Here is a 3,635-nt window from a genome sequence, read left to right on the forward strand (position 1 = left end):
CCGCGTCGACGTCTCCGCCGGCGAACTCGACGAGGTCACGGGTGACGCGTGCGGCACGTTCGGGGGCGTCCGGGACCGCGTCGGCGACGCGGATCTCGAAGGCGTTGCCGGCGAGGTCGCCGAAGGAAAGCCCGCGTCCAGCCCGTCCCAGCGGCTCGATCTCGACACCGCGTATCTCGGGGAGCTCGTCCGGGTCGACGTTCCGGAGGGTAAACAGCTGGGTCGTCACGGCCCGTTTGTCCTTCGTCCCGGCCCACGAGACGCGCTCGCGACTGATACCCAACGCGTCGGAGACCCGTTTCGCGAAGTCGTTCGTGTCCCAGTTCCGGAGCGTGACCCTGACCACGAGCTCGGGGTACGCCCCGCGGTCGGCCCCGAGCGGCTCCGGGTCGAACGCCTCCAGCTCGGTGACGCGAAAGTCCGCCGGCCGCTCGCGGAGGCGCCCGCCGATCCCGTCGGCGTCGCTCACGTAGTGGTCGATGCCGACCGCGCGCTCGACCGGGTGGGCAGCCCGATGTGGCGGGTCGTCGGACATTCAGTATAGGGGGAGCTCGCCGGTGATCCGGTCGATAGTCTCCTCACGGGCCGGACCGACCGCGAGCGCGGTGACCGTCCCCGGCTCCAGCTCGGTGTGACCGGCGTCGCGGATCACGGCGTACGGGACGCCCTCCGTCTCCGCCTTGTCGGCGAGCGCGAACAGCTCGCTCTCGGAGTCCGCGCCGAGGACGATCTTCTTCTGTCCCGCCCCCTTCCACTTCTTGCGCGCCCGGCGGCCGGTGTCCTCGTACGCCGACAGCGACGCGTGTGCCACCTGTGCGGCCAGCTTCCCCTCGCCCATCCCGAGGTCGCGGCGGGCGACGATCGCCTGTTTCATACGAGCTCGATCCCCGCCGCGGGTATATCTCTGTTCTCTCGGTGGGAGTGCGGCCCCGTCGCTGTCGGTTCGCCGGTGCTGTTCCGGGACCCTTTAGGTGGCGGCCGCCCCCTGTCCGTGCATGATCCTGTCGGACGCCGACATCCTCGACCGCCTCGCGGCCGGGGATCTCGTCATCGAACCGCTCGCGGACGTCGACCAGCAGGTCCAGCCGGCGAGCGTCGACCTCCGCCTCGGCGAGCGGTTCCTGGAGTTCCAGCGGACGAACATCCCCTGTATCCACCCGACCGAGGCCGACGAGGTGGGCGAGTACGTCACGGAGACGACGGTGGCGGCGGGCGACGAGTTCATTCTCCACCCCGGCGACTTCGTGCTCGGCACGACGACGGAGCGCGTCGAGATCCCCGACGACCTCGTCGCCCACGTCGAGGGACGCTCGTCGCTCGGGCGGCTTGCGATCGTGGTACACGCGTCGTTGCCCTCCGACGAGACAGTTTTTCTGTGGACGCCCGAGGAGGGGTTCGGGTTCTACGAGATCGGCGATATCGTCGAGAACGAACGACCGGCACGAGCGGTCGCGTTCGACCCGAAAACGTTGAAAGTGAGCACACACCGGGTTACGGATCACATCACGAACCCGACTAAACGGATCTACCGTGTCACGCTCGCGTCCGGTCGAGAGGTGCTGGTGACGAGAGACCACAACCTGTTCACACTCGATGCGGACGGCGGCGTGACGCGAGTAGCCAGCGAGAACGCGGAGGGGTCCCACGTGATGGTTCCCGGAACCCTTCCCGCGTCCCCGTCGGAAGAATCGACCCTCGACCTGCTTACGCTGTTGGAGGGTGACAAGGAGATCATCGCGTACGCGTCCGACGGGATGCCGGACGTCGAGTGGACAGCCGACGTGCCGGATCCATCACGTCGTCACTACGATTCGCGAAACGCGGCACCGCTCTCGTGTGTCTCCAGCGCGAGGGCCCCGGCGGAGGCGGACGTGGCGTTCAAGCAGAGTTCGTACAGACTGTCTCGTACCCTCGATATAACCTCGGAGTTCGGTTGGGTCCTCGGGTTCTATATCGCGGAAGGTTCGGCCCGCCGGAAACAAGTCCAGTTCGGTAACAAAAACACGGCGTATCTCGATCGAGTTCACGCGTGGTTCGAGACGCACGACGCGAGCGTTCATCGACGGGAGGGTGACAACGGGGTCGAACGACTCACCGTGTGTTCCGCGCTGTGGTCGAAGATCATCCGTGAACTCGCCGGGTCGGGGAGCGAAAAGGACATCCCAGATCGAGCGTGGAACTGGCCGACCGAGGTCCTCCGTGAGCTCCACGAGGGACTCCTCGACGGCGATGGCTGCCGTCGAGAGTCGCGGGATACGCTATACACGGCGAACGGTTCACTCGCCGACGGTGCGATGTATCTGGCCGCTCGGCTCGGCCTGCACAGTTCGACCTACTCCAGAGAGCACGAGACGTACATCCCGACGAGCGATGTCACGACGAGCGGAACTGAACACGCCGTAGACACCGCGACGGCCCCCTACAAACGGGGTCAGTACGTTCCCGTTCCGAGCGCGCTGCTTCGGAAACTGCGAAATGCGGCAGAGTTGACAATGAGCGAGGCCGCGGACGCGATGGGATACTCGTCGAAATCGAGCGTCTCCAACGTCGAGAACGAGGAGTACGAGACCGTCAAACGAGAGACGCTCCGAACGTTCCGGGACGTCTATCACGAACACGGGGCCGACACACGGCGTCTCGACCAGATCCTTCGCGAGGAGGTTCGATTCGAGGAAGTCGTCGCGGTCGAGGAGACGGACCGTGTCGAACCGACGTACGACCTCGAAGTCCAGCCGAACGACGACGCGATAGAGAACTTCCTCGGCGGAACAGGAGGGGTGTTCCTATCGAACACTGCGGGGCTGTGCGACCCGGGGTACCACGGCCAGATCACCCTGGAGCTGTCGAACCTCGGCACGGCACCCGTCGCGCTCTCGCCGGGGATGCGTGTCTCACAGCTCACCTTCACCGAGCTCACGTCACCCGCCGACAGGCCGTACGGCGCGGAGCGCGGGTCGAAGTACCAGGATCAGGACGGCCCGCAGGCGTCGCGTATCGGCGACGACCCGGAGTTCACGGGTGACCGCAAATGAGGTTCATCGAGGAGGTCGTCGTCGAGGAGTTCCTCCCCACCGTGCGCTCGATGCTTGCCGAGGACCTCCGTGACCGGGGGTTCACACAACACGAGGTCGCGGACGCGCTCGGGATCTCCCAGTCGGCGGTCTCGAAGTACGCCCACGGCGAGGTCGCCCGCAACGAGCGCGTGGTCGCCGACCAGCGTGTGAGCGATCTGGTCGAGCGCGTCGGTGAGGGGCTCGCCGCCGGCGACATGAGCCCGGTCGCGGCGGTGGTCGAGATCGAGGTGTTGATACGCCAGCTGGAGGAGGGCGACCTGCTCGCGGACCTCCACGAGGAGGCGATGCCGGCGCTGTCCGCGGCTGACGTGGAGTTCTCGGTTCACGACCCCGACAGCGGACTCAGAGAGCGCGAGAGCGTCCTCGCGTCGGTCCGGCGTGGACTCCGGACACTGACGAACGCCTCGGGGTTCGCCGGGCTCATCCCGAACGTCGGCGCGAACGTCGCCGAGTGTCTCGCCGACGCGAGCTCCGTCGACGACGTGGCCGCCGTCCCGGGTCGCCTCGTCGACGTGAAGGGCCAGGCGATGGTGCCCGGCGAGCCCGAGTTCGGCGTCAGCG

3 protein-coding genes and 3 pseudogenes are annotated in these 3,635 nt (G+C 66.9%); 4 read left to right on the forward strand and 2 right to left on the reverse strand.

Annotated elements, in window-relative coordinates:
* On the reverse strand, positions 1-535 hold a 535-nt coding region (gene truD / locus ACFQEU_RS12955), incomplete at its 3' end, for a tRNA pseudouridine(13) synthase TruD (protein WP_379782803.1).
* Entirely contained in the window at positions 536-874 is a 339-nt protein-coding gene (gene pth2, locus ACFQEU_RS12960; RefSeq protein WP_379782805.1) for a peptidyl-tRNA hydrolase Pth2, read from the reverse strand. It lies immediately after the preceding gene.
* A 121-nt stretch (positions 875-995) separates the two neighbouring features.
* Here pth2 and dcd point away from each other — a divergent pair.
* From dcd to ACFQEU_RS12980, 4 genes and pseudogenes are all read left to right on the forward strand, one after another.
* Positions 996-1,349: pseudogene (dcd, locus tag ACFQEU_RS12965) on the forward strand (dCTP deaminase); the annotation flags it as partial.
* Positions 1,335-2,753: pseudogene (locus tag ACFQEU_RS12970) on the forward strand (LAGLIDADG family homing endonuclease); the annotation flags it as partial. The pseudogenes dcd and ACFQEU_RS12970, both read left to right, overlap by 15 nt.
* Before the next feature lie 33 nt (positions 2,754-2,786).
* A pseudogene (locus ACFQEU_RS12975) lies at positions 2,787-3,032 on the forward strand (dCTP deaminase); the annotation flags it as partial.
* A partial coding sequence (locus ACFQEU_RS12980; protein WP_379782807.1) for a thiamine-phosphate synthase family protein occupies positions 3,029-3,635 on the forward strand: 607 nt, incomplete at its 3' end. The pseudogene ACFQEU_RS12975 and the gene ACFQEU_RS12980, both read left to right, overlap by 4 nt.

This window comes from Halorubrum tibetense (assembly GCF_042661865.1).
In the GTDB taxonomy this organism is placed as follows: Archaea; Halobacteriota; Halobacteria; order Halobacteriales; family Haloferacaceae; genus Halorubrum; species Halorubrum tibetense.